This is a genomic window from Bacillus sp. JJ722, from assembly GCF_036963345.1.
Lineage (GTDB): Bacteria > Bacillota > Bacilli > Bacillales > DSM-1321 > Bacillus_AD.
This window is the reverse complement of the sequence record NZ_JBALMO010000274.1, coordinates 2,884-3,154: the sequence shown is the minus strand read 5'-3', so window position 1 is coordinate 3,154 and position 271 is coordinate 2,884. Positions and strand designations below refer to the sequence as shown.

The following is a 271-nucleotide window of genomic DNA, read 5'->3' as shown; positions in this document are numbered from 1 at the left end:
TATACAAAGAGCTAAGACAGCCTCAACATTTGAGAAAAAACAAAGCTATATATTAGCTATTAAAGCATTATGCGAAATAATGTCAGAAGAAGAAGGAAACATGCAGGTAAGAGCGCAGCCTGTTCAAGAACCACAATATATGAATACCCCTACTGCTAAAGTAACGAATCAAAAGCCTTTACCAATGAATGATGCGAATGGTTCATCGTTATTAGATTTTTAGAAAGAGGCTGGGCTGTTTTAACAGCCTATTTTTTAAAAAGATAAGAAA

The 271-nt window shown here is 34.3% G+C and carries 1 protein-coding gene; it reads left to right on the top strand.

Annotated elements, in window-relative coordinates:
* The coding region (locus tag V7014_RS23560) for a DUF5327 family protein (protein ID WP_335510924.1) at positions 1-223 on the top strand (223 nt) is incomplete at its 5' end.
* Positions 224-271: the final 48 nt, after the last annotated feature.